General features: G+C 48.3%; 20 protein-coding genes. 11 read left to right on the forward strand and 9 right to left on the reverse strand.

Annotated elements, in window-relative coordinates; genetic code table 11:
* Window positions 1-237: 237 nt before the first annotated feature.
* The 3 genes from IEX81_RS12030 to IEX81_RS12040 all read right to left on the reverse strand — a co-directional run bounded on the left by IEX81_RS12030 (window position 238) and on the right by IEX81_RS12040 (window position 3,558).
* Window positions 238-1,461 carry an Nramp family divalent metal transporter gene (locus IEX81_RS12030; protein WP_229727602.1) on the reverse strand — a complete coding sequence of 408 codons (1,224 nt, stop codon included), beginning with the start codon at window positions 1,459-1,461 and terminating at the stop codon, window positions 238-240.
* Between the two features lie 513 nt (window positions 1,462-1,974).
* Complete coding sequence (locus IEX81_RS12035) at window positions 1,975-3,015, reverse strand: YkvI family membrane protein (RefSeq protein WP_188803656.1); 1,041 nt, start codon at window positions 3,013-3,015, stop codon at window positions 1,975-1,977.
* A gap of 444 nt (window positions 3,016-3,459) precedes the next feature.
* Window positions 3,460-3,558, reverse strand: coding sequence for a YjcZ family sporulation protein (locus tag IEX81_RS12040; protein ID WP_188803804.1), 99 nt, complete (start codon window positions 3,556-3,558; stop codon window positions 3,460-3,462).
* A gap of 354 nt (window positions 3,559-3,912) precedes the next feature.
* On the opposite strand from IEX81_RS12040, the gene IEX81_RS12045 reads away from it, so the two are divergent.
* On the forward strand, window positions 3,913-5,145 hold the full coding sequence (locus IEX81_RS12045; protein WP_188803658.1) for an aminopeptidase: 1,233 nt from the start codon (window positions 3,913-3,915) through the stop codon (window positions 5,143-5,145).
* Between the two features lie 147 nt (window positions 5,146-5,292).
* On the opposite strand, the gene IEX81_RS12050 is transcribed toward IEX81_RS12045, so the two are convergent.
* The 3 genes from IEX81_RS12050 to IEX81_RS12060 all read right to left on the reverse strand — a co-directional run bounded on the left by IEX81_RS12050 (window position 5,293) and on the right by IEX81_RS12060 (window position 9,491).
* Window positions 5,293-7,443 (reverse strand): methyl-accepting chemotaxis protein, encoded by a 2,151-nt coding sequence (locus tag IEX81_RS12050; RefSeq protein ID WP_229727597.1) that lies wholly within the window; start codon window positions 7,441-7,443, stop codon window positions 5,293-5,295.
* 98 nt (window positions 7,444-7,541) lie between these two features.
* A complete protein-coding gene (locus tag IEX81_RS12055) occupies window positions 7,542-8,831 on the reverse strand; it encodes a methyl-accepting chemotaxis protein (RefSeq protein WP_188803660.1) in 1,290 nt (429 codons plus the stop codon).
* 123 nt (window positions 8,832-8,954) lie between these two features.
* Window positions 8,955-9,491, reverse strand: coding sequence for a VanZ family protein (locus tag IEX81_RS12060; protein WP_188803662.1), 537 nt, complete (start codon window positions 9,489-9,491; stop codon window positions 8,955-8,957).
* Window positions 9,492-9,846: 355 nt separating this feature from the next.
* Here IEX81_RS12060 and IEX81_RS12065 point away from each other — a divergent pair, with 355 nt between their 5' ends.
* Window positions 9,847-10,266, forward strand: coding sequence for an OsmC family protein (locus tag IEX81_RS12065; RefSeq protein ID WP_188803664.1), 420 nt, complete (start codon window positions 9,847-9,849; stop codon window positions 10,264-10,266).
* Between the two features lie 529 nt (window positions 10,267-10,795).
* Entirely contained in the window at window positions 10,796-11,758 is a 963-nt protein-coding gene (locus tag IEX81_RS12070; protein WP_188803666.1) for a nuclease-related domain-containing protein, read from the forward strand.
* 461 nt (window positions 11,759-12,219) lie between these two features.
* Here IEX81_RS12070 and IEX81_RS12075 read toward each other — a convergent pair whose 3' ends face one another.
* Complete coding sequence (locus IEX81_RS12075) at window positions 12,220-13,329, reverse strand: DUF2399 domain-containing protein (protein ID WP_308424086.1); 1,110 nt, start codon at window positions 13,327-13,329, stop codon at window positions 12,220-12,222.
* A 433-nt stretch (window positions 13,330-13,762) separates the two neighbouring features.
* Window positions 13,763-13,933, reverse strand: a complete 171-nt coding sequence (locus tag IEX81_RS12080) for a hypothetical protein (protein ID WP_188803670.1) — start codon at window positions 13,931-13,933, stop codon at window positions 13,763-13,765.
* Window positions 13,934-14,207: 274 nt separating this feature from the next.
* On the opposite strand from IEX81_RS12080, the gene IEX81_RS12085 reads away from it, so the two are divergent.
* A complete protein-coding gene (locus IEX81_RS12085) occupies window positions 14,208-14,360 on the forward strand; it encodes a hypothetical protein (protein ID WP_188803672.1) in 153 nt (50 codons plus the stop codon).
* Window positions 14,361-14,396: 36 nt separating this feature from the next.
* Here IEX81_RS12085 and dsdA read toward each other — a convergent pair whose 3' ends face one another.
* On the reverse strand, window positions 14,397-15,740 hold the full coding sequence (gene dsdA / locus IEX81_RS12090; RefSeq protein WP_188803674.1) for a D-serine ammonia-lyase: 1,344 nt from the start codon (window positions 15,738-15,740) through the stop codon (window positions 14,397-14,399).
* 569 nt (window positions 15,741-16,309) lie between these two features.
* Here dsdA and IEX81_RS12095 point away from each other — a divergent pair.
* The 7 genes from IEX81_RS12095 to IEX81_RS12125 all read left to right on the forward strand — a co-directional run bounded on the left by IEX81_RS12095 (window position 16,310) and on the right by IEX81_RS12125 (window position 24,347).
* Window positions 16,310-17,035, forward strand: coding sequence for a FadR/GntR family transcriptional regulator (locus tag IEX81_RS12095; RefSeq protein ID WP_188803676.1), 726 nt, complete (start codon window positions 16,310-16,312; stop codon window positions 17,033-17,035).
* The gene (locus IEX81_RS12100) at window positions 17,022-18,227 is read left to right on the forward strand and encodes a CaiB/BaiF CoA transferase family protein (protein ID WP_188803678.1); all 1,206 of its coding nucleotides are present in this window, start codon (window positions 17,022-17,024) and stop codon (window positions 18,225-18,227) included. The genes IEX81_RS12095 and IEX81_RS12100 overlap by 14 nt, the downstream gene beginning before the upstream one ends.
* Window positions 18,227-19,177: a hydroxymethylglutaryl-CoA lyase gene (locus IEX81_RS12105; protein WP_188803681.1), complete on the forward strand. Its 951-nt coding sequence runs from the start codon at window positions 18,227-18,229 to the stop codon at window positions 19,175-19,177. Before IEX81_RS12100 ends, IEX81_RS12105 begins: the two co-directional genes overlap by 1 nt.
* A 60-nt stretch (window positions 19,178-19,237) precedes the next feature.
* Window positions 19,238-20,599 (forward strand): MFS transporter, encoded by a 1,362-nt coding sequence (locus IEX81_RS12110; protein WP_229727598.1) that lies wholly within the window; start codon window positions 19,238-19,240, stop codon window positions 20,597-20,599.
* A 736-nt stretch (window positions 20,600-21,335) separates the two neighbouring features.
* Complete coding sequence (locus tag IEX81_RS12115; RefSeq protein ID WP_188803683.1) at window positions 21,336-22,079, forward strand: zinc ribbon domain-containing protein; 744 nt, start codon at window positions 21,336-21,338, stop codon at window positions 22,077-22,079.
* Window positions 22,080-22,118: 39 nt separating this feature from the next.
* Window positions 22,119-23,600, forward strand: a complete 1,482-nt coding sequence (locus tag IEX81_RS12120; RefSeq protein WP_188803685.1) for a TcaA 3rd/4th domain-containing protein — start codon at window positions 22,119-22,121, stop codon at window positions 23,598-23,600.
* 543 nt (window positions 23,601-24,143) lie between these two features.
* Window positions 24,144-24,347, forward strand: coding sequence for a hypothetical protein (locus tag IEX81_RS12125; protein WP_188803687.1), 204 nt, complete (start codon window positions 24,144-24,146; stop codon window positions 24,345-24,347).
* Window positions 24,348-25,134: the final 787 nt, after the last annotated feature.

The following is a 25,134-nucleotide window of genomic DNA, read 5'->3' on the forward strand; positions in this document are numbered from 1 at the left end:
GAGCGGCACGCCGCTCCCCCCAACGCCGCCTAGCCTGATTCATCCACCGAGAAACATTTTACACATAGGTTTAATTGTCCCCCTTTAAATGGGGCTGCGGCCGTCGCTCTTCGGCGAAAGTTCCCGTCCCAGTCAAATAAAAACAGACTCCGATGTGTGGAATCTGTTTTCTGATTTTTATTTTGTTTTTTAATAAACAGCGCCCCTGGTAAGGCTTTGCCCCAGTGGATTTTTCGATCATTGACCGGCAAACGTCTGATAAAGTAAAAAGACATTTAGCGCGATCACGACACCGGCTACCAGCCATGCGAGCACGGTCGTGATTTTGTGGTTGACCAGGTTCCCCATGATCTGCTTATTGTTCGTAAAAATGACGAGTGGAATAATGGCCAGCGCGATCCCGAAGGACAGGACAACCTGGCTCATGACCAGTGCGTTCGTCGCGTTCGCCCCGGAGATAATCACGGCCAGCGGCGGAATCATGGAACAAACCCGTCTCAGAAAGACCGGAACGCGTTTGTGGATAAAACCTTGCATCATGATATCGCCGGCCAGCGTGCCGACCGAAGAACTCGACAGCCCGGCGGCAAGAAGACCGACGCCGAACAGAATCGCCGCGCTCGGCGCGATAAAGACACCGAATTGTTTAAAAGCCACATTCAGGTCGGAAATGACGATGTGTCCGTAAAAAGTTGAAGCGGCGACGGCGAGCATAATCGCATTAATTGCACCGGCGATGACCATGGCAATCAAAATATCAGCCAGTTCAAAGTGAAAGATCTTTTTCCTTTCTTCCGGCGTTCGGCCAATGACTCTTCTGCACGTCAGCCCTGAGTGCATGTAAATGGCGTGGGGCATAACGGTCGCCCCCAGAATGCCGGCAGCAAGCAAAATACTGTTCGTTCCCTGAAAATGCGGCACAAACCCGGCCATCAGCGGAGCTAGTGCAGGCGCTGAAAACACAATTTCACAGCTGAAGGCGATGACAATGACAAAAACCATCGCGGCGATAGCCATTTCAAGAGAACGGACCCCCCTGATCTGAAAGGCAAGAATCACAATGGTGCACAGACCGGTCAGAATTGCGGCCGGCAGCATCGGGATACCGAAAACGAGGTTAAATCCGACGGCTGCACCAATGAACTCGGCCAGATCGGTCGCCATGACCATAATTTCGCCCTGGATCCAGTAAAAGATCGAAACACCCTTCGGCCAGCGGTCACGCAATATTTCAGGCAGATTATATCCGGTGGCTATGCCGATTTTTGCCGACAGCGTCTGAATCAGGATGGCCATTAAATTGGAAAGGACCACGACCCAAAGAAGCAGGTATCCGTACTGTGAACCGCTCTGAATGTTGGTCGCGTAGTTGCCCGGGTCGATATAGGCAACGGCAGCGATGAATGCAGGGCCAATAAACGGCATCAGCTGTTTCCATCCCCTGGCTTTTCCTAATGCCATCTGCAGCGACTGTGCATGACCGCCCGCCTTCTTCGGCAGCGCACCGGCAAGAACTTCGCCGCTCTCCGTCAGAGGGGCACGTATTCGCCCATCACTTCGTTCCGGCATTTCATCATCTCCTATTCGCTTTGTGAATATTTGTTTCCCTCATGCAACACATCTGCTAAAATCAACATACGCCATTTATGCATAAATTGCAATCGAAAAATGGTAAATTTATTTTCATTTTTACATTAAAACGTTTTCAATTAATTTAACAAATAAGAGGCAAGACGGCTTCATGTTGTGAAACGGATCAAAAAAAGGGAGCGGCAATTTTCCAGAACCGACTGATTTTATCCTGAAACCGTTGATGCGGACCGGATGAGAGGACCTTTTTTGGAGGTTCCCTTTTCGCATAAGACGATAGTGCACCGGCAAGAATCGTCCTGTTTCGGAAGAGACGGGAATGGAAACAGTGAAAATCGATGTTTTTTATCAACAAATCCTGAAAAATGACGCCTGCCGGAAAGTTCAGTCTCCTCCGTTCCCCCTCTTTGGAAGCCTGATCCAAAGCATGCAAAGAACAATGGCAACACAGAGGACGCCAAAAAGTGGATAGAGGGTCCGGATCAGGGATCCGTACCCTGCCTGGCTGATGAGGAACGCACCGATAAAGAGAATAAATATAGCCGCGCGCATATTGGGGATCAAAGGAAATGTGCTTCGCAGCTGACGCGCGAGGCCGAAGATGTTCCCGATAAAAGTGGTGAGAATCTCGCCAAAGATCACGGCGACGAACCCAATGTGGATGAGAGGACCAAAATGCCTGACGATGTCTGCCATCGGCATCTCAAATCCGGCAGACTCAGGGGCACCGAGCAGAAGAAAATGGGCCAGGATAAGGATCAGCCCGAGACCCGCTCCGCCAAGCAGGCCGCCGAGCCAAAGCACCGTCTCATCCTCCGTCTCCTTTGCAAGCGGAACAAGGACAACAAGCGCAGTCAGCATATTGAAGGAAGCATAGCTCAGGGCGGCTGGCAACCATTTGATATTTCCAGTCAGCCAAACCGCGTCCGGCGCGGCACCGCGTCCGAGAAAAACAGTCAGCACGAAAGCCGCCAGCATCGGCACGACGAGCGTATTGATCCAGAGAAGACCGCGAATTCCTTTTAATAAAAAAAGAAAGCTGACCACCAGCGCCAGTACAATACCGATTTGTCTGTGCCAGTCAAGCTGCTCCTGAAAAACGGCGCCGGCACCGGCAAGCATGACGCCGGTAATCCCGAGAATCACGAAGAATACCAGTGCCTGAATAGCCGTTCCCAATCGTTCACCAAAAATATGGATGACCAATTCGTTAAATGAATAGGCGCCGATTCGCCGGGCATAAATCATCATCTTAGTGCCTGCCCACGTCATCAGTACCCCGCTGAAAATAGCGCCAAGCGTTCCATTGATCTGGTATTGGGTGAAAAATTGAATAATTTCCTTTCCTGACGCAAAACCCGCGCCAACAATCGTCCCGATAAACGCCGAAGCCACCTGAAGAACACTGATTAATTTTTTGATCATTCAGCACACTCCCCGCGCTCCGCATTACCGGTATAATCGTCTGTCTATGTACGTGCTGTATCATTTGCTTAGCGCCCTTCTTCCACTTTATGCAAAACTTGTCCGGGTCATGCCCGGCACACAGTCGGGCAATCGTCAGTAAAGAGCGGGGAATCAACGGTAACCGGTTAAGAATCATCAGTAAGTGGCAGAGAATCATCAGTAACGCTCAAATAATCAACAGTAAACAGCCTGAAATCAATAAACGTGAATAATCTGAACTTAATCCGGATTTTTTAACCTGCTCTGACCGCTCCATTTTGACAGAACGGGTAATGATCTTTAGTGATTCATTCTTTATCGAAAATTAGGGACGTATTTTGCCGACTTGGATAAGCAAGATGGACAATCATAAAAAAACAGACCGGCACGATACATGTTGTATCATGCCGGGTCCCTTAACGATTAATATACCCAGGTTGCACCAATAATGATCAAGAGAATGAAAAGTACAACGATCAGTGCAAAACCTGAGCCATACCCGTATCCAACCGGAGCACCCATGCCCTTCATCACCTCCATGCCCATTTCTCTATCATCCTATGCGAACGCCGCGATTCGGACCGCCCTAATTTTAAATTTGCACCACTTTCCCCTTGCGCTTTTCAGAGCGGACGAACGGTTGACGAGTGCAAAGCCTGCGGGTCGTTCTCCCATACAAGCTGTGATAAAATGAAACTTAGTCATTTGTGTTCAAAAAAATGCTGTGGTATTTCTGAGGATAAACGAGGAACCCGGAGTTTTGTCAGGCAGTCCTCATTCGAAATTCGGACAATCACCGCTGTTCCTGTATGAAAAGAGTTTTTTCACGGCTTTTTGAACACACTTAAGATACTGATTTCTCGGGGAGGCCTGTGCATGGAAAATTTTGAGAAGTTACTTGACAACTACGCCGATATCACTGTCGCTATCGGGCTGAATGTTCAAAAAGGACAGGACGTGATGATTTTTGCTCCGGTCGAAGCCCTCGATTTTGTCCGGAAAACGGTTTGTAAAGCCTACGAAGCCGGTGCGAAAAACGTCTACGTCGAGTGGTCGGACGAAGCCGTGACACGAATCACATACGACCTGGCACCGGATGAAGCGTTTGAACAATTTCCTGATTGGCGCGCCCATACTTATCGTGAACTGGCCGACAGCAATGCCGCCTTCCTTTACATCCTTTCACCAAATCCGGAATTGTTGAAGGGCGTTGATCCGGAGCGCGTGGCTAAGGCCCGGAAGACGGCCGCCATAGCAAACAAAAAGTTTACCAACGCCAAAATCAGCGCGAAGGTCAGCTGGACTATTGTGTCCGTTCCGACCGCTGCCTGGTCGGCAAAAATATTTCCCGGTCTCGGCGAAAAGGAACGGATTGAAGCGCTCTGGAAACAGATTTTCACAATCACTCGTTCGGACAGGGACGACCCGGAACAAGCTTGGAAAGAACACATCCATTCACTGACAGACAAGCTAAACTCTTTTAATGAAAAGCGGTTCAGAAGACTGCATTATAAAGCGCCGGGAACGGACCTGACCATTGAGCTTCCTGCGGAACACCTCTGGGTGGGCGGCGGCATGACGAACGGAAAAGGAACGCCCTTCCAGCCGAATATACCGACTGAAGAAATATTTACCATGCCATTGAAAACCGGAGTCAACGGTACGGTGTCCAGCACGAAGCCGCTGAACAACGGCGGCAATCTAATCGACCGTTTCTCCCTCAAATTCAAGGACGGACGGATCGTTGATTTCGCTGCTGAAAAAGGACTTGATGCTCTCAGAAAAATTATCGAGACCGACGATGGATCTCATTATCTCGGCGAAGTTTCGCTTGTGCCGCATCATTCACCGATTTCGGAAACCAATCTGATTTTCTTCAATACGCTTTTCGATGAGAACGCGTCCTGCCACCTGGCGATCGGCGCATCATTCCCGTTCAACTATCGGGGCGGACGGCAGATGAGCGAAGAAGCGCTCGCCGCCGCAGGCGCCAACACCAGCCTGACCCACGTCGATTTCATGATCGGCTCCGATAAACTGGACATCGATGGCGAAACATCGGACGGCCAATGGGTTCCCATTTTCAGGAAGGGGAACTGGGCCATTTAAAGCAAGATTAGTTATCAGCAGCTGTCCTAAAAGGCCGGCCAATAACGAAAGGCCATGAAACGGAACGCTCCGTTCATGGCCTTTTTAATTAATGTGTATTCTACAGTTAAGTTTAACTGTATTCCTTACTCACTTTCAACTGGATCTTCAGATTTTAAAACGTTCGATTGCTTCCCGCATCTGTCGGGCCTGCTGATCCAATTCGCCTGCAAGTTTATTGAGTTCTTCCATGGCGGCGTTCTCTTCCTCGACAGAGGCGCTGACTTCTTCCGTGCTGGCCGCCGTTTCCTCGCTGGTCGAAGCAATCATCTGCGATCCTTTACTGATCCGCTCGATATTGGCTTCCGTCTTGCGGATGGCGTCCGCAATGCCTTGGATGCCTTTGACGTTCGCTTCAATCGTCCGGTCGATTTCCTCGAAAGCTCGGTTCGTCTCCTCAACCGCTTCACCCTGAGCCTCTACCACCCTGTTTGTCTCCTCACAGAGTTCAACGGTATTTCTGGTTTGCTCATTCATTTCTTTAACCATTTCGGTGACATGTTTCAGAGACTGATTGGTTTGTTGTGCGAGTTTGCGAATCTCGTCGGCGACTACAGAAAAACCTTTTCCATGTTCGCCCGCGTGCGCGGCTTCGATACTGGCGTTCAGTGACAGCAGATTAGTCCGCCGGGCAATACCGCCCAGAACATCAACGATTTCATCGATTTTAGCGACATGTCTCTCAAGCTGTGACACGGCCGATATGATCTGCCCGGTCGTATCCGCCGATGCTCTCGACTGAACCGACAAATGCTTCAGCTTTTCTTTGCCGCCCAGCGATGACGCGGTCATCTGATCCGCTCCCTGAAGAACTTCCTTGCTTCTCGCATCCATTCTTCTGACTGTGTCGACCAGCGACTGCAGGGAAGCCAGACTCTCGTCAATGGACTTCGACTGATCGGAAGCACCTCTTGCGATCTCATTGACGGTCGCACTAACTTCATTAGCCGATGCCGTATTTTCTTCCACGCTTGCGACCAGCGTCTGGGAAGCCCCCGTGATCTGACGCGCCACTTCGCTCATTTTTTTGAAAGCTTCCCTGTTCGCCCTGGCCATCTGGTTAATGCTTCCTGTCAGTTCAGCCAGTTCGTCCTTCCCCGTTACAGGAATGAATACGGTAAGATCCCCCTCTTCCACTTGCTTGGCAGCTTCCTCAATTCTTCTGATACGGATGGCCATTTTTTTAAGCAAATAGTTTGTAAGCGTAATGGCAACGATCAGAATAATCAGGACTGTCACCACAGATGGCAGAGTGATCAGATTTGCCTTGTTTGAAATTTCGCTCTTATTGATGACGCCCAGGAGGGTCCAGCCGGTCGTTTGATTTTTTTCAAAGCAAATTAGTTTTTGCTGGCCGTCGACTGTCGCATAGAACATCCCGCTCCGGCCCATCTTTTTCATTTCTTGATAAAAAGGCTGTTTCGCGGCATTAGTACCAATCTCAGAATTCTTCGGAGCCGCTATATATGTTCCCGACTTATTCAGCAAAGCCGCGTAACCCGAGTCCCCGAATTTCGTTCCGCGGACTTGGTTCACGATCGTCGAAAGAAAGAAATCAAGCTTGACGACACCCTTTACTTTTCCTTGATCCATGATAGCTTGGGCGACACTGACCACGCTCTGCTGCGTGACGTCGTCAGTATAGGGGTTCATCCATACGAAATTGCCTTTTCCCTGTGCCCCAAGCCTGTACCAAGAGTCTTTGGTCGGATCATAAGTTTTGTCGTAATAATAAATTGGGGCGCGGACCACCGTCTTGTCGGCTGAAGCGAACGTGAGCGCCTGATACATCTTGTTGGAAGAGATCACATTCTGGAAATCCTGATTAATCGCATAAATATTGGCCTCGGGGTTTGCCAGCCTGTCGCTCAACGCAACCTGGCCGGTCACTGCCTGTGCGTCGTCAAACAACGTTTCAAAGTTCGCATTGACGGTTTTCAGCTGGGTCATCGTCGATTGTGCCAGATCATCCGTCGTCATCATCGTTCCGTAAAAATAGCTGAACGCACCTCCGACAAGGCCGAAAAACACGATGGTTGTGACAAAAGGAATAAGCAGCTGCTTTCTCAGGCTGAAAGCCATAAACAATCTGTCGGGCATATATTTTCCAAGAAATGAACGCTCAAGCCTCTCTTCCATTTTGGAAAAAAATCTTGCAGCTCCCCCGCCTATCTTTTTCAAAATAGTCCCGGTTCGAGTTTTCCTGTCCACCGAACTTTCTGTCTGTTTTTTCTTAGAATGCTCCTTATCTTTCTCCATGCTCTTTGTCCTCACTCTTATATGTATTCTCCTGAATGGCTATAAAATAGAAAAAAACAACCAGTCCCAGCCGTATAGTCAGAATGAGACTGATTTTTTTATGAGAGTTGATATTTCTCCAAGTCCTTGCGAAGACCGGCAGCATCATTTTCAAGATTCGCCGCAAGCCGGGACAGTTGTTCCAGGCCCGCCGTTTGTTCCTCAATCGAAGCGGTCACTTCCTCGGTGCCGGCAGCCGTCTGTTCACTGATCTCGGTCATTCCGTCGATATTTTCCTTAACCGCCTTATTTTCCTTCAGCATGTCGCCAACCGATGCGACAATACTGGCAATTCGCTCATTGTTGCCGCTCACGGCTTGCGCAATCCTCTTTGCCGCTTTTTCAAAATTGCTGACGACAACAAACTGCTCTTCCAGCACCTTGCTCGTATTCCCGGCAAAGGTTACCGTATTCTCTGTATCTTTCTGAATGCCTGCGAGCAGATCGGAAATCTCCTGCAGCGCTTTATCGGTCTGATTGGACAGTTTCCGAACCTCATCGGCGACAACGGCGAATCCCTTGCCCTGTTCTCCCGCGCGGGCCGCTTCAATAGCCGCATTAAGCGCCAGCAGATTGGTCTGGGAGGCTATCTCGGAAATGGTCTCGAGTATCCGTCCGACATTTTTCGAACGGCTGTCGAGTAAAGCGATCGCATCGATGATGTCCGCAGTTGCGGAGATGGTCCTTTCCGAATGATTCCTCAGTTTGGCAACGGATTGCGTGTTGCTCTCCGATACCTGGATCAAGTCTTCCGCGCCTTTTTTCATCAGATCGATTTGTCTTGCGATGTCTTCCATTTTCAGGTCGATGACACCGGCGGCCTCCTTATTTTTGGTCATCAGTTCAGCCTGATTCGAGGCTCCGGCCGCAATTTCCGACATAGTTGAACCCACTTCATTGGAAGAAGCCGTATTTTCTTCAACACTGGCCACCAAAGTCTGCGACGCATCACTCACCTTTTCTGAAACACGAGTAATGCGCTCAATCATCACCCGGTTCAAGTCGATCATATGATTGATGCCGGCAGCAAGATCGCTCAGCTCGTCACCGCCCTGCCCGTCAATCCGCACACCCAGGTCGCCGTTTTCCGTTTTTTCCACAGCCTGTTTCATACAGTTGATCCTTTTGGCATAGGAAGCGGCAATCAGGCGTGAAGCAAGGAACGCCAGCCCAAGTACAATCAGCAGCAGCGCAGCCTCTGGAAGAAGCAGCTTGAAATACCCCAAAATATAAGTGAAAATAACCGCCAAAATAATCAGCACAGAAAACGGCAGAACAATCCTCGCCTGCAGTCCCGTATTCTCCCTTTTCAAGCGGGACCCCGCCTTTTTATCACGTTTCAAAGCCATGACACATCCATCCTTTCCAAGCTCAGCCGAAACCGCCGATTCACCCATCCGTACCTTGCTGATTCCGGTATTACCCTTATAATTATCGGCGTTCTGAATGGAAAAGTTAACGGTGCGCCCTGATTAAACATGAGATTCGACATGAACGTGAGATGCAGCACGACTGCCGGTGTACAGAAGGCGGTAGTAGAGATCCAGAAATAGAACGAGCATTAGCGCCGTCATAATTCCCGCTAGATCGAACGTTAGAACATCAATAAGATGGCCCGTCCGTCCCGAGATAAACGTCTGATGCCATTCATCGGACATTGCGTAAATCAGTGCGATTACCGGGCCGCACAGATAGGACAAGATTCTCGGCATAACCGTCGTAAAAAACAAATTGATCAGCATAAATGTGAGCAAAGTGTATTCCGACACATGACCGGCCTTTCGTACAAGAAATTCGAAAAATGCGTAAGGATCATTTGAAGTGATCAGCTTACCGCCATAATTGAAGGTGATATTCGGAAAGGTTTCCGAGTTCCACTGGAAATGGGCTTTCAAAAAAGGTTGAATATCCTGCTGGGCGTAAGACATTGACGACCCCATGTAAATCATTCCGGCGACAAGAACAATCAGCACCAGCCAAAACCAGAAAGCTTTGCGATGACTCAGCATATTTTTCTTCAACTCCTTCGTTTAGAATCCAGCCCCGGATCAGCGGTTTTGTACCATAAGAAAGCAGAAAAATTTTAAGGATTATAGTATGATCGGCCGAACATAAGCGCCATTTCCTGTGGCCTGTTCGGCATTAGCCTTTCTGGCCCCCACAACCAAGGCTCCGTCTCTCGCCAAAGGTTTGGCGAAGCCACGTTTTCTAATAATTATTTTTTCAATTATAACGCAAATAGGTCTTCGCTTTGTAGGAATTTTTTGTATATTCTTCATTTTTTTCTCCTGACACTGTTAGAAAGCACACTTTTTGACAAAATCATTACAGCTTGATAATTTCAAATTAAAGGGGGAGTAGCTTATGACACTGAAAGCCAATAACAAGGGATTCCAACTGATGAGTCCCCACGGGATCATGGATATTAATAAAGAAGGTGATTTCACACCGGGTGATCTCCTGGAAACATCGATCGGCGCGTGCAGCGGGCTTGTATTTAGAAGACTGCTGGCAAACCGCGGCATCAATTACAGCGAACTGACCATCGAAACCGAACGCGAGACTGCTAAGGAAAAGCCGAATCCAATCACCAAAGTCGGTGTTCATGTCACCATTAAGGGAAACAACTTCGATGAAAAACTGCTTCGGAGGCTGTTTACTCATGTCTACACGAACTGTACCATCGCCCAGTCGGTCAAAGGGGTGATCGAGGTCGAAGAAACACTCGATATTGTTCAGACACTGGATGTGGAGCAAACAGATTCTCCGAGCGGCTCAATCTGAAAAGTTCAATTTTCAGATTGAGCCGTATCCCGTGAATTGAGTGAAAAAGGGGCGCAATCGGGCTCCTTTTTTGTTTTAAACTGAGCGCCGAATGAGTTCTTCATCTGATAAATGCCCGTTTGTTCTCTGTATATTCGCACTTATTGATTCTGCGGCAGTTACTGTTGATATTACTGTAGTTACTGTTGATTTTTCGACGGTTACTGTTGATTCTTCCCTAGTTACTGTAGATTTCTATGAATTTACTGTTGATTATGGGGTCGTAAAACAATTCGAAGCGAACTTTTTCACGATGCTGTTATTAAAAAAGTGCTTTATGTCGTACATTTTTAGTTTTTCATGGTGTATTTTTCATTGATTTTTACTGTGTGTTTTGTATCTTGGTACTCATCGCAAAGTTCAATTTCAATTTTCGCATAGTCTATCAGGGTTAGGCTTTAAACAAGATCGCTGGTTTGCAGAAATGATTGTCTGAGGAGGAGGAATCGAGGGATTCCTGTCGAATATGTTAATAAACAGAGGTGATGTCATGATCCATAAACCGTTTAAAATCCCCCTTCACGTCCAACAGCTCCAGGCTGTTTCGGTAAGATTGCGTCCTGGTCCAATATACGAGGAAATTCAGGAAAAACTCAAAAAATATATGGCGGGCTGCAACGGCGAGCGCTCCATCGATTATCCTATCAGCTTCCTTCCTAATCATGAATACCACATTCTCCATGATCTCCGGCTGTTCGACGGCCAGCATTATTTTCAGGTTGACTGCCTCATTCTTCATCCAGCTTTTATTACCTTGCTTGAAGTAAAAAATATTGCTGGCACGATTACGATCGACAACCTACTTAATCAGCTTGCCAGGGAGATTGATCAGAATCAGGATGTATTCGACGATCCGATCTCTCAGGCAGAGAATTTAAAGAATCAATTGATCGTATGGCTTTCAAGACGGTGCGGCCTCTCAATACCCGTAATCGAATTCGTCGTCTTTACCTCATCAAATGCATTTCTCCAGATAACAAATCCGGATGACCCAAGTGTTCAAAAAATTGTACGCCCGGCAAATCTAATAAAGAGAATCGTACAGTCACGATCGCGTTTTCCCGCTGGAATAACAAATAAAGAACTCCGATCACTCTCCAAAAAACTGATAAAGAATCATCATCCGCGAAAAGCAGATCTGTTCCGTTCAGGACTAATGACACCCGACGACATCATTCACGGAGTCATGTGTCCTTATTGCGGCCGGATTCCTATGCAACGTCAGAAAAAAACCTGGTTCTGCACGAATTGCGGGAAAAAATCCATGACCGCCCATATTGCCGCTCTACATGATTATTACCTCATTTTCGGTTCAGAAATTACAAACAAAGGGTGTCGAAAATTCCTCAGGCTCGACTCCGGTTCTTCTGCAAATTACATTCTAAAATCCATGAAATTAAAATTCTCCGGGGAAAACAGAGCTAGGGTTTACTACCTCGATTTTGAAGAATAAATATTTATAAAGCTGATTTTCTACTGGCCAAAAATTGCATGAAAATTCTTTGCTTTCGCACTTATTGATTCTGCGGCAGTTACTGTTGATATTACTGAAGTTACTGTTGATTTTTCGACGGTTACTGTTGATTCTACGAAAGTTACTGTTGATTCTTCCGCCGTTACTGTAGATTCTCATGAGTTTACTGATGATTTCATGAAATTTACTCCAGTTTTTATAGATTCGTTTTTGATTTTATGTGCAGAAATTTTATTAAATCCCAATTTTTCTCTAAGAAAAAGTAATCGGAATCCCACTTTTTTCACCGCTTACCAATTTCTTAATCTATCTTTGCTTTCGTTTAGTGATTCATCCAATCCCAAATCGTACAATTGTTCTAATCTACAAAAAGGCATCTGCCCTAAATCTGATATGGAGACAGATGCCTTGTTATTGTCGTGATTTTCTCATTGAGAGTATTACTTACCCCGTAATCCTATCTCGTCCAACAGTTTCTGTGATATTGCTTCCTGGTAGCCGGCACGCTTAATACTTTGCATCTGAGTGGCGAGCTCTCTTAGCTCATCCGACCGGATGTTCTTTAGCTTCACCAGCCGCTTTCCGCTGATCGGAACCGCGGGCATCGAGGATAAATAATGGGCAAGGTCCATGCCCCACAGACGAACCTGATCCGGAAATCGGTTCAGGATCTGATCGGCCATCTGCAACCCCTCGGGATCAAAATCACCGGCATAATGCAGCACGGATCCGTTTGCAGCTAATTTGTCGAGGAGCATCCAGGCCGCAAGCCGGAACTGCCCGTTCGTGCAGACGAGTGGAAGAGTCGGCCGGGCATCGAGAAAAGTGCTGTAGACGCCTGAATTCTCAACTAGATACACGTCATTGCCCCGGGCAGGACTTATCTCCTCGATTTCCAGCAAATGACGGACTGGAACATTCCAGCTGATCCGGGTATCGACGGCAGCCTGCCAGACCGGGTGCACCTGGCCCTTTGTCCATCCGAGCAATCCGTTCACGGCAACAAAATTCATAATATCGTCACGGACGAGATTAAATGAGAGGAGAAGATCATTATAAAATTCCGTTCTTGACAAGTTTTCATCCGGCCGCTCCGACTCCCGTTTCTTTTGCAGGACATCGATAAAAATTTTTCCGGTTCGAGTGCCCGTATCAAATGTATGCGGATTTCCGGTGACCTGATGGGCAAAAAAAGGCAGACGTACCGGCTTTTCCGGCAGGCAGGTCAGCGCCGCCACAATCGCCTTCATTCCAGTCAAAGCCTCCTGCTCATCTTCCGAATACCAATCGTAAAGCAGCTTCCAGGCGTCCTGATCGATTAGAAATTGAAGACTTGGGAATTTTTCTCTGATCAGCATCTTAAAATGATGCTCATCATCTGCCTGCCGCCCTTCGTCTTCAGAACGAGTCGTGAAAGGCTCCCTCAGCACATGTGCCATGACTTCGATCAGCAGCCGCTCTCTGAATCTGGAAACCGCAAAGGCCGATTCGAATTGCGACCATTTTATCCGCTGTCTGGCAGACAGTTCATATTCCGGCAGGCCGAGCAGACTGCCCGAATTTTAAACCTTGCGCTCGATCATTATCGAAAAATCAGAATAATCACTGTTCAGCTGTTTACCTTTATTGTAGCGTATATGTTCTGCTTTTTTATGAGATTATTTTTTGAAACAGCGGGAACTTATTGCCATAAGGGGAATCGTTTATCATTTTTCTTCTTTATAAATAGCGGGACTCAAGATAAGGAAGCAGACTGAGCAAAATTCAGATTAGAAAACTGGCTTCGTCAAGCCTTTGGCGCGGGCGTTGCCTTTGTTGCGGGGGCCAGGACGGCCTAATGCCGAACATGCCGCAGTACACGGTGATCTGTTCGGTTGCTTATACTATAATCCTGCAAAAATTTTATACTTCTTATAGAACACAAAAACATCCACAGGACAAATAAAGTGTTCGGGGAAAACTTAAAGTTGGAGCTTGCAGGATTTACACCTTTGCTTTTCGCTTAATCTTCTGCACCTCTGAACGCGTCGTCCAGGTGTCCTCGCGAAGCAGGTCGATCTGATCGGTCAGGCTGTCGCGCAGATTGTCAATTTTCTGGTTCGTACTCTTCTGCTCAAGCTTTACCTGTTCAAGCTCTGTGTGCAGGGAATCCATTTCGCCGCGCATATTTCACTGTACGGAATCGATGTCGCCGCGCATTTCTTTGACATGTCCATCCCGTTCTTCAATCGCCTGTATCATCATCCGCAGCTCACTGCTCATTTTCGATCATCTCCTTTATCCCCTAATTATATATGCCATATTCAGATTCCGACAAACACACAGCTGTCTGTAGCGCTGCTGCCATCAAAAAAACGATGATTCATGCATAAAATCGCTTTTCCAGTGCCAGAATAATGTGTCCGGCAGCTATGAAAAGGAGGATCCCATGGTCAACAAAGAGCAGGAATTCAAGCGCCAGTTCAAGTCTCGGGAAAACAGCGGCGAACACCGCAACGGCCGTCTTGCCCAGGAAAAAAACCATCATTCGGACGGCAGCGGCATGCCCAATGAATACGTCAGTAAAAAAGAAGAAGACTGACACTCCGAATTAAGGAGTTATCAGTCCGGGCAACCATCAGATCCGGGAAGCTTTTTCATAATCGGCATCCCGGATCTTTTGCGGCACCATGCCCCCGCCTGTCGCCCAGAAAAGATGCGTGGCACCGGCCGTTTTCTCAGTCAATCGATGCGCATTCAGATAATTTTGTCCGGATTTTGTGCCGAGGAGTATTTGCGGCCCGGCTATTCCGGCCGCGGCAGACGGTTCGACCCACAGTTTTTCCGTATCGGCGAGCCCCTTCTGCAACTGAAAAAGCCGACGGTCGCTTACGGTCAGGCAGCCTGAAATCAGGTGCCCCGCCGCCTTTCCGACAAACGCAGACGCTCTCGGCACGGCGAGCCCGTCCGCATCGGTCCGGTTATCCAGTCCGAAATCCTTCACTGAAACCCGGTCGTGCAGCCCGGTCAGCAGTCCGAGCAAAAAGCTTGGCGAGTGCGTCGGCTCGACAAAAAAGGCATGGACATTTTCTCCAAACACGTGCTTTAGGCCGAACGTCACTCCGCCGGGGCCGCCGCCGACTCCGCACGGAAGGTAAACCAATAACGGGTGCCCGGCATCCACTGCGATTCCGGCCTTCTGAAACTGTTTTTTCAGCCGGCTGCCGGCCGTCGCGTAGCCGACAAATAGATCTTTCGAATTTTCATCATCAATAAAATGACAGCGACTATCCTTTGCAGCCTGCCTACGCCCTTCTTCGACAGCCACACTGTAGTCCGCCTCATACTCTCTGACCTCCGCCCCCTTTTCCCGCAGCAGATCCTTCTTCCATTGCCGGGCATCGCGCGACATATGCACCGTGGTGTGAAACCCGAGCTTCGCCGCCATAATGCCGATACTCAGACCAAGATTGCCGGTTGAACCGACAGCGATTGCATAGTTTGAAAAAAATGCTCTGAAGGAATCGTTCGCAAGAACCGAGTAATTATCCGACTCTTTCAGCAGGCCACGGCCGATCGCCAGCCGCTCGGCCGTTTTCAGCACCTCGTAGATCCCGCCCCGCGCCTTAATCGACCCGGAAATCGGCAGCTCGCTGTCTGCCTTCATCATCAGCCGTCCGGGAATCGGTACGGGCCGCGAAGTTTGCAGAAAATCCTTCATATCAGGAACTGAATAAAGCGGCGATTCAATCAGGCCGTGCGCACTCACCGTCTCGGGAAATGCCCTTTCAATATACGGAGCAAAACGGAGCAGCCTCTGTTCGGCGTCGGCCACATCCGCCGCTGTAACTTCCGCTGAAACCGGCGTCCCCCCGTATTCCGGATTCGGCCACAGCACCTCGTCCATCGCCATAATCTTCCGAATGACAGGAAACTCGCTTTTCCATTCCTCAATCGTCTTGCCGCCAACGATCCGGCCCATAGAATCGCTCCTTTTATTTGAATATTCAAAAATAGTTGAGCTTTTTAAGCGAACTACCGTTATGGAGCACAGATCAATTGCTCCCATGACGAAAAACGATCATCCCAGTTCCGGAGTTTATCGCCCGGATTCTGATGATTATCGCACCAGATCAGGACCCAACCGCCTTGGAATTTGTATTAATCACTCCACTATTTTTACAACTTGGATTCCTACTAAAGACACGCTATCCAAGCTGATGGATCATTACTTTCATCTTAGTATAACATCGGTATTGAATAATGCGCTGAGTCTACTAAGAAAATGACTTTGAATGTCTGATGCTGCTCCGAATTACGGAAAGGTTGCTCTGAATTAGGGCCAGTCTGCTTCGAAAACTTTTTTGATTTTCTCTAGTCTGGCATTTAAACTCTTCATCCCGGAGATTCATCTGAAAATCCTACCTTTTTTCTCCCCCATCTTACATCTAACGTTTTGTCACAAATCATTCATAAGGCGGTGTTCTGCGTCATAGATTGACGTTGAATTGGGCTGCCCAGCGGCCCAATGGCGAAGGAAGGAGCGTCGCCATGCCATTTTTCTCTGAAGTCAGATGTCAGCGGATTTACGAAAACATCATCTTCCAGATTAAGGAGCTGATCCATGAGAAAAAATTGAGGCCCGGCGACCGACTGCCGAGTGAGAGAACAATGGCCGGGTATCTGGGATGCAGCCGGACATCTGTGCGCGAGGCTTTCCGTGTGCTGGAAGCGGACGGTCTCGTGGTTTCGAGACAGGGCGGAGGACGTTTCATCCAGAACTCCGATCAGGATATGGTCATGTCCTACCATCTGAACTCGTCCGACGTCATTGAAAAAAACGCGATGCTGCATTTCATCGAAGCGAGGGAGGCGCTGGAGCCGAAAATCGTCGAACTGGTCTGCAAGAGGGCAACTGAACAGGAGCTTGCCGCAATAAAACGGGATCTGGAAAATCCGACGGCTGATTTTGAAACAGCCGGGAAGAAAATCGAAACGCCCCTGAACTTCCACCTTTCTCTTGCCCAGGCGTCGCACAACTTCATCCTCGTCTCGATGATGCAGGCGAACGCGAACCTGATTTGCCGAATCGGGAAATGGACGCTTTTCTCAAGAAAGAGACGGGCAGAAGATTTACAGGAACATGAAGCCATTCTGAACGCGCTGCTTGACCGCGACACGGATCTGGCTGTCAAGGCCGTCGGAAGTCATCTGAGCGCCCTTCGCCGATTTATTCTGATTCCTGAAGGAGGGGTGGAAAAAAATGAAACAAAATAACGGCCCGCTGACCGGCACAAGGGTGCTGGACGTCTCAACGATGATCGCTGCCCCGTTCGGCGCATCGCTTCTCGGAGATCTCGGTGCCGAAATCATCAAGATCGAGCTGCCGGGTAAAGGCGACACGCTGAGGAATGTCGGCCCGTGGAACGGCAATGAGACACTCCGCTGGCCGGGCATGTCGCGCAATAAAAAATCGGTCACCCTCGACATCCGATCTGAAGAGGGAAAACAGCTGTTCAAACGACTGACGGAAACAGCGGATGTGCTGATCGAGAATTTTCGTCCTGGCACGCTTGAAAAGTGGTCGCTCGGCTACGATGAACTGAAAAAAGCCAATCCGAAACTGATCATGGTCCGCGTTTCCGGCTATGGACAGACCGGGCCCTACCGGAACAAGGCGGGATTCGGAACGCCGGCGACAGCCTTCAGCGGTTACACCTATCTGCAAGGCTATAAAGACCGGCCGCCGGTCACGCCTTCATTTTCCCTGCTTGACTATCTGGCCGGTATCTTTGCGGCTTTCGCAGCGGTGAGCGCCCTTTTTTATCAGGAAAAAAATCACGATCCGGAAGGCCAGGTCGCCGAGCTTGGCCTCTATGAACCGATGATCCGGATGATGGAATTTCTCATCGCCGAGTACGACCAGATTGGCTATATCCGGGGAAGAAGCCCGGGCCTCGAAGGCCATTCGAGTCCGGCCGGGACGTTCGAAACGAAGGACGGCAAATACGTCGTACTCGTCACTAGCACTGATTCGACGTTCGCCCGGCTGGCCGAGGTCATGGGCCGTGAAGACATGCTGACCGATCCGCGTTATTGCACCAACTCGGTCAGGCTCGCCCACGACCCGGATATGGAAAAAATCGTAGCAGACTGGATTCGGAAGTTTGACCAGAAAGCGCTCGTCGATCTGCTTGACAGCCACGGCGTGCCGGTCAGCCCGATTTATAGTATTGAAGACATTTTCCGCGACCCCCAGTATCTGGCCAGGGAAAACATCGTTGAAGTGGAGCATCCGCGGCTCGGCAAAATCAAAGTCCCCGGCGTCGTCCCCAAATTTTCAAAAACACCGGGCGCCGTACGGCACAGGGCGCCGGAACTCGGTGAGCACAACGAAGAGATTTTCACCGGAGAACTCGGCCTGCCACGGGAAACTCTGAAAGCGCTGCACCAAAAAGGGGTGATCTAATGAACCGGATGGTACTGCCGAAGCAGGTTCGGCTCTGCGAGGTATCCACGCGCGACGGATTTCAGGCTGAGGAAAAATGGATTGCGACAGATGATAAAGTCCGTCTGATTCATCTGCTGCAGGCGTCAGGCATTTCGTCGATGGAGGTCACTTCCTTTGTCCACCCGCTCGCTATTCCGCAACTGAAAGACGCGGAAGAAGTCGTCGAACGCGTCCGGGACCTGCCGGGGATCGCGCTGCGCGCGCTTGTCCCAAATGTCAGAGGAGCAGCGCGCGCCGCCCGCGTTGGCATAAAGGAGGTGAAATGCATCCTGTCTGCGTCGGATGCGCACAGTCTCGCCAACACCAACTGCACGGTCGATGAGGCGCTTGTAAAGGTCCGCTCGATCGCCGAATTCGCCGCAAAAAACGGGATCAAAGCCAGCGGATCGCTTTCTGTAGCCTTTGGATGTCCCTATGAAGGCAACGTTCCATTGGTGCAGGTTAAGCGGCTGATTCGCGCCTATATGGAATTGGGCATCCGGGAAATCACACTGGCCGATACAACGGGCATGGCGAATCCAAAGCAGGTTTTTGCCTATTTCGACGAGCTGAAGACGCTTTTTCCCGATGCCGTTTTCTCGGCCCACTTTCACAATACACGCGGTCTGGCGCAGGCCAATGTCCTCGCCGCGCTTCAGCAGGGCATCACCGAGTTCGACAGTTCCGCGGCCGGACTCGGCGGCTGCCCGTACGCCCCCGGCGCGAGCGGCAATGTTGCCACTGAAGATCTGGCGTATCTGTTCTCTGAGACCGGTATTGAAACAGGAATCGATTTAGAAAAACTGCTGCAAGCATCCGCAGAGATGAAAAAAGTTGTCGGACATGACGGCGGCAGTTTCCTGCTGCAGGCCGGTATCCCGAAAAAACACGAACGCCCCACGCGGCAGATCAAAGGAAAACAAGTTTGAACACCAGCAATTAAAAAGCGCTTACAAACATGTAAAATAAATACGAGGAGGAATTTTACTGTGGCAGTCATTAACAATCAGCCTACTGTTGCGGATCGGATGAATCGTTTACCCGCCTCTCATGTTTTTCTGAAAATGATTTCATGCATCGCTGCAGGAGGTCTGTTCGAATTTTACGAACTGTTTCTCGCCGGCGCCATCGGCGTGACCCTGGTCAAGCAGGGGCTGATCTCGACAACCGGCCTCGCCTATTTTATCGGCTCCGGCTTTTTCGGCATGTTTTTTGGAACCACGATTTTCGGGCGCGCCAGTGACAAAATTGGCAGGAAAAACGGCTATGTCTATTCCCTGCTCATCTATTCGCTGTTCACCGTGCTCTTGGCCTTTGCCCCGAACCAGCTCTGGATCGATCTTCTGCGATTCGGCGCCGGACTGGGTGTCGGCGCTCAGCTCGTCATCATCGACACCTATATTAGCGAGCTGACCCCTTCAAAGCACCGGGGCTTTTACGTCGCTTTCGCCCATTTCATCACCTTCCTTGCCGTTCCGATCGTCACTCTGCTCTCCTATTTTCTCGTACCGACTCATTTCCTGATCGACGGCTGGCGCTGGGTGGTCATGATTGGCGGGCTCGGATCCGTTTTCATCTGGTGGATCCGACTCGGGCTTCCGGAATCGCCGCGCTGGCTGGAAAAACGCGGGAGGACGGAAGAAGCCGACAAGGAAATTACAAAAATCGAACAACTCATATTTAAGGAAAAAGGATCCCTTCCTCCCGTCACGATCGATAAAGTCCAGGAGACGGAAAAAGGCGCATTCTCTGAAATCTTCAAACCGCCCTACCGTTCACGCACCATTATGCTGATTATTTTCAATATCTTTCAGACCGTCGGCTTTTACGGATTCGCGTCCTGGGTGCCGACACTGCTCGTCAGTGAAGGCGTCACGCTCGTCCATTCCCTGCTCTACACATTCATCATCGCGCTCGCCAACCCGTTCGGTCCGCTGCTCGGCATGGCGACTTCCGACCGGTTCGAACGCAAATGGCTGATTGTGCTGCTTTCCCTCGGCATCGCAGTCTCTGGAACTATTTTCTCACTCATGCGCATCCCGTTCTGGATCATTGTCATCGGTCTGATCATCACCCTGTTCAACAACTGGTTCAGTGCAATCTACCATTCCTATCAAGCCGAACTGTTCCCGACACGGCTCAGAGCGACCGGCGTCGGCTTCAGTTACAGCTGGGGTAGGTTGAGCTCTGCCTTCTCAGGCATCATCATCGCCCAGCTGCTCGTCCACTTCGGCGTGATCGGCGTTTTCGCCTTCATTTCTGTCTCGATGCTGATCGTCGCATTCGTCATCGGTGTCTTCGGCCCGCGCACAAGCAAACAGGACCTGGAAGTCATTTCGCCGGTTCAATAAAAACTGAGGCGAAAGTCCAACCGTTAAAATTGGTTTGAGACCAGGAATCAACAGATTTGGAGTCAGGGGTGAACTTTTCCGGGTATTTTCGGGAAAAGTTCACCCCGAATTTTTTATTGAGCCCTTTTATTGCGGATTCTGCGGTTTCCAGAACCGGATTCGGTAGTCATTTTGTGAAAATCAACAGTAAACGATGGAGAATCGACAGTAAATCCAGTCGAATCGATAGTAAACTGCAGTGAATCATCAGTAAAAGTCGGGAAATCGACAGTAAATCCCGGGGAATCAATAAGTGCGAACAATCAGAAAAAATCATCTGCATAAAATATAGACAAAATGACCTTTAATCCACTGATTTCACAAAAACTTCACTTCAATCTCACCGATCAAAACCCCGGCACGAATCGCCACCCCAATATTATTAAAATGACCCTGGACGAACTCTTGTCGCCGTTGACCCCATATCATGTGCCGTAAGATGGGCCTTCCTTCGCAGCTCAGTTACCGAGTACGAATTCAATGGCCTGCAACTATAGTCAAAACGATGTCCAATGCGACACATCAGTTAGTTTTAGAGCACTAAAGCTAAGGAAACGTTTTCCATCGTCAATGAATTTCATCATTTTTTCAAGAGCAGAAAAAAGTTTAAGTTTTGTTAACTTATCAGAGAACCCTGATTAGTGATGGTATAATAGTTTTAGTTCATTCACAGTATACGACGGGAGGATTGATTCATTTGATTTGCAAGTCTTGTGGAACTGAAAATGAAGAATCGGCAAAATTCTGTACGAATTGCGGCAGACTGCTCGACAATCAGGAGATCACGGCTCATGAACAAACCAGTGCAACAGCTTCGAAAGGTGATATCGCCATCAATACGGAACTTTTTTCAAATTACTGGTTATATGTCAAAAGCGGGTTAAAAGCGCCAAGCCAACATTCGGATGACTTCGGAAACGGATTGATTACACTCGTGTTGCTGTCTGCGTTTGTACCCTTATCTCTTGTCATTATCGGAAACCGGCTTTTTCAGGCATTGAGTTTTGGCTTTATGTCTTCTGCACCGTCAATCGGATTTAGTGTATTCATCAAGGGTTTGTTTATCACAGCAGCTTATCTTGCTCTTTATGCACTATTAATCTTTTTATTCTTAAAGATCGCCAAGTTTCCGGCGACTTTTAAATCAATCATCGCCCGTTTAGGCCATTTATGCATCCCGCTGATGTTGGTCTCTGCAGTCATGATTATTCTTCCTTTCATTCTTGAGTCCAGCTACCTCTATCTCTTTGCCCTGCTCCTCATTGGTCTGCAAATCGCATTTTTCATCACCCTGTATTCGTTTTGCAAACCAACAGGCTTTGATGCTTTTTACCTGATTACCGCATGCCAGGTCGTTTTCAATATCATTCTCTTTGTCGTGCTGAAACAATATCTCATCACTACCGTTCAGCATATTTTTAGTTCGATCAATCCGTTTTAAACCGGAATTTCCAAAGCCACACGGAAAGGAAGCATATATATGGCAAAATATTGCGCACATTGCGGTTCCCCGCTTAAAGAGGATGCTAAATTTTGTCCAAGCTGCGGTTTTCCCGTTAATCCCGCCCAACCTGTCGATCAAGTTCAACAGACCGGCAACCCGCCGCAAATCATCGAACAGGCGGCTGCAGCCGAGGCAGCTCTGCAGACCCGCTATACGGCCAAATCCATTACCCTAAAAAAAAGAGTCTACATTCCAATCATTGCAATATTCATTATTATCGGTGCCCTGTTTTTCGTTGGAAAAACAATGACCGACCCGCAGCGGACAGTCGATGCTTTTAAAAACGCGGTTCAGAACCAGGATGTACATACCCTTGCGAAACTCGTTCATACAAATGGAAATACGCCGGCAGATATGTATCAAATCAAGGCGATGCTCGCTTTATTCCAGAAGCAGCCAAGTGTGTATACAAATGTGCTTAATTCATTCCAACAGTCCATAAAATCTGCTAACAGCCAGATCAGCGGGTCTTCCCCTTATTATCTTGAGAAAAGTGGGAAGAAATATTTCATTTTCGACAACTATCAAATTATGGCGAATCTGATTCACCCATCAGTAATCACGAATTTAAAAGGGATGCAGGTCGGTATTGAGGGCGTCGGCAAGCCTCAAAGCGCTACACAGGCCTCGGCCAATTCGCCGGAAACACTGACGCTGGCCGGAGTGATCCCGGGCTATTACACAATTTTCGGAAAATCACCAAGCATGAACACATCCGTACAGGAAGTTGTTAATTCATCGGAAGTAAAAGTGGATTTTTCCGGTATCTATATTCCCGTCCGGAGCAATATCAGCGATGCGGAACTTTACGTCAACGGCAAGGATACGGGAAAGACACTGGCGCAGATTACGGAGTGGGGCCCCTTCAAAGAAAATGATAACCCTACTTTCTATGCAAAGTATACGGTTAACGGCCAATCGATACAGACAAATCCCGTAAATATCTCAAACAACAGCTACACAAACAATAGCATGACGCTTAATCAGGCGGAAAATGATGGCATCGATCTGACATTCGACGAAAGCAGCTCCAGCAACTTTTATGTTCTGGACAAAAATGGAAGCAGTACAAATCAGAACACTTTGCAGTCCTACTTCAGCAGCTTCTTCAGTGCACTAGGCACCGCAGTATCCAGCGGCGATACAAGCGAGTTTGCTACTTATTTTGAAACAGATACCGATTTTTCCAATATGCAGATTGCAAATGCCAAAAAATTCAACAGCCAGGGCGTTTCAGAGTCGAACCAATCCTTTGACATTACTAATATCAAGTACATCGGAAATGATATCTTCAGTGTAGATGTATCAGAAGCCTGGAATGAATCCTATACGGACCAGAATAACAACTATACAAACAAAGATTTCACACTTAAAAGCATCTATCAGCTCAAGGAAACCGCTCCCGGTCAGCTTAAAATCGTCGGACAAAAAATAACCGACAGACAAGAACTGAACTAAAACCGGGACCTAATTAGAATCGCTGAAGCCTTAAGGAAAAAAATATCCAGATTTTGACATTATACCGCTTGTTTTATCCGGCAACTCAGAGCGCGAGCGTCAATTCAAGCTTCATGATTAGAAAATCCCATTTCATTGATGGGATTTTTTTATATCTTGAACTTAAGTGTAACCGAATCCCCATAAAGAGGTAGGGGGGTTTAGGTAAAAAACTGGTCAGGATTTTATTACTCATACTGACCTGTGATCGATAGTCTAGCATGTGCATCCAATAAGAGTCTGACCAATAAGTATGGCAGTATCAAAAACCAGAGGGTTTCACGCCATTGTGGCAAACAAATGGAATACGGAAATGGAAGAATACAAAAGCCCCTAAAAGGGCAGTTAAAATGCCGCTTCAAGGACTTTTGCACATACGTTTACAATATCGGATTGGAAAGGTTCGGTATACTTCCTGTACCGGCAGGCACGGAATTGGATGCGCTATTGGTTCCATTCGTCGGCTGAGTCAATGTTGACGCCAGCAGATCCCAGAGCAGATTATTGGAAGAAAGCGAATTTGAAGTCAATCCGCCCGTCAAGTTGCCGGAATCCGTACCTGAAGTGTCAGTGCCCGAAAGGCCGTTCAACATGGATGAAGACGAGTCGTTCATTAATGCCGAAGCGAGCAAATTCGCAGAAGAAGAGGTGTTTACTGAATTAGTGGATGACGAACTGGGCAAAGAAGCGGATGGCGCTTGCTTTTGAGCCAAAAGACCGAGCAAGACGTTATCCAGTGAAACATTGGACATAAAGATTAACCTCCTTTCTTTTATTGAGTACGATTAAATTCTGTCATAACGGATGAAGGAAAACAACGATCGTGGATCATTTTTCATACTTTTTCTAAACGAATCATCGCTATTTGCCGTCAGACGGCTCAGCCCAAGGCTTCACATGGTATCCGAAAAGTACAGAGCATCGGTGCGGTCCTCAACTTCTGCTTTCATCCTGCTTAAGATCCGTCCAAATCATTTTGCAGCAGTGAAAAGCGTTGCGCAACGACCGGCCTACCGGTTCACGTTCCCTGTTAATCGAATAGATGTTTAAAAATCGCCGCGGCATCGTCAACCGCTTCCTCCACACTGATCTCTCTTCCAAAATGCTTCCTGTTTGCTTCATAAACATAAAATCATTCCTTTTAGATTCCTAAATAATAAAAGAGCCACACCTTAAACAGGATGGCCCATTCGGATCGGGTCTATGCGGTTGTCTCTTGTTACCGTTGAATGATGTGCCCTTCAGCAGGGGACAAAATCCCGGAAAATTTGCTGTCGATTCCAGACCCATTTTTCTCCATTCGAATAAATTCTTGCGAAACAATTTTTACGTGATGGGGATCGTTTGGTGCCGAGCGCATATGGAACAAGGTCTCTCCCGAGAATACGATCGAGCTTCAATCCAATAATAAAGTATTACACCCTTATAAATTGTTAATGCTACTCTCCGCGAGAGAAACATGTCGTGATGACTCAGCATATCGTTCACAGCTTAC

The organism is Sporolactobacillus putidus, from assembly GCF_014647035.1.
GTDB lineage: Bacteria > Bacillota > Bacilli > Bacillales > Sporolactobacillaceae > Sporolactobacillus > Sporolactobacillus putidus.